At 47.4% G+C, this 1,407-nt stretch carries 1 protein-coding gene; it reads right to left on the reverse strand.

Going from position 1 to position 1,407, the window contains the following annotated elements:
* Positions 1–292 precede the first annotated feature (292 nt).
* Complete coding sequence (locus AC559G_RS18190) at positions 293–1,297, reverse strand: IS110 family RNA-guided transposase (protein ID WP_498913694.1); 1,005 nt, start codon at positions 1,295–1,297, stop codon at positions 293–295.
* Between the last annotated feature and the right edge of the window lie 110 nt (positions 1,298–1,407).

The following is a 1,407-nucleotide window of genomic DNA, read 5'->3' on the forward strand; positions in this document are numbered from 1 at the left end:
CGTAAGGAAAAATCTATGGTCACCCCCATTTTTGCAACACTGATTTTTGATTAATGATGGGCTTGCTTAAATCTATCCGGCGTCACTATGGGCAATGATGCCCGCGCCACGATGAGTTCCGCGCCTGGTGAACCTAAAAAGCCCTTCGGCTTCAGTGAGCCATTTTCTTTATAAGGTTTCTCATCAGGCCGATATGCCGTTCATGTCATCAATAATCAGTCTTCGCAAAACCAGATGGGTAACTAACGTTTAACTACTTAATAATCAACCTATTGATTCATATATTCATGTGTCAGGCCTGATATTCATTGCGATTTGTGGTGATTGCCCATGCTATACGGGCCAGCTTGTTTGCAAGGGCGCAGGTAACAACATTTGAATGCTTATTATTGAGTTGAGCCCGAACCCATTCGGCAAGTCTGCCCTGCTGGTTCTCCAGCCGCATCATGAACGAGCGTGCACACTGAACCAACAGACGGCGCAAATTTTTGTCTCCTCGCTTGCTAATTCCCAGCAGCGTTGATCTTCCACCTGTGCTGTATTGCCGGGGTACAAGTCCTGTGGAAGCCGCAAAGTCCCTACTGCATGAAAACTGTTTACCATCCCCGAGCTGGGAAGAAAGAAGGCTGGCAGTGATTGGCCCAACACCCGGTATCGTCATAATGCGTTGAGCGATATCATCAACTTTGATTGACTGGTTTAGCTCTGATTCCAGCTCTGTTATCTGCTCAACAAGATAGAGGTAATGGGCATGTAATTTCATCAGCATACTGTTCAGGTATTCGGGAATTTCGTGTTCCGCCAATACCAACGATAGTCGTTTAATTGCTGCGCCACCTATTGGTAGACTGATTCCAAATTCCAGTAAAAAACCGTGGATCTGGTTAGTGGTTTTCACCTTATCTCTAATAAATGATTCTCTGACCCGGTGCAGCGCCCTCATTGCCTGCTGAACTTCTGTTCTCGGCTGGACAAAACGCATTGATGGCCGCGAAGCGGCTTCACATATTGCCTCTGCATCAACAAAATCATTCTTATTACCCTTAACAAACGGGCGGACAAATTGCGGGGAGATAAGCTTTGCTTCATGTCCTATCTCGTTGATGCGTCGTGCCATAAAGTGTGCACCGGCACAGGCTTCCATCACAACCGTCGAGGATGGGCATACCGCCAGAAACTGCATTAACTTGGTGCGAGTAAACTTTTTGCGTAGAAGTTCTTTGCCAGACTTATCTTGGCAGTGGATGTGGAAAGAGTGTTTGCCGAGATCAATACCAATAAGCTCAACATTTTTCATGATGGCCTCTCCAGAAAGAAAAACACCCTGCCAGCGTACCGCCTACAGGGTGGGGGTGACCATCTCATTAGCCCTGGCGGAGGCGGCAGCGATACTGGTGCTGCGAAAGC

Source organism: Gibbsiella greigii, assembly GCF_039540155.1.
GTDB classification, from domain to species: Bacteria; Pseudomonadota; Gammaproteobacteria; order Enterobacterales; family Enterobacteriaceae; genus Gibbsiella; species Gibbsiella quercinecans.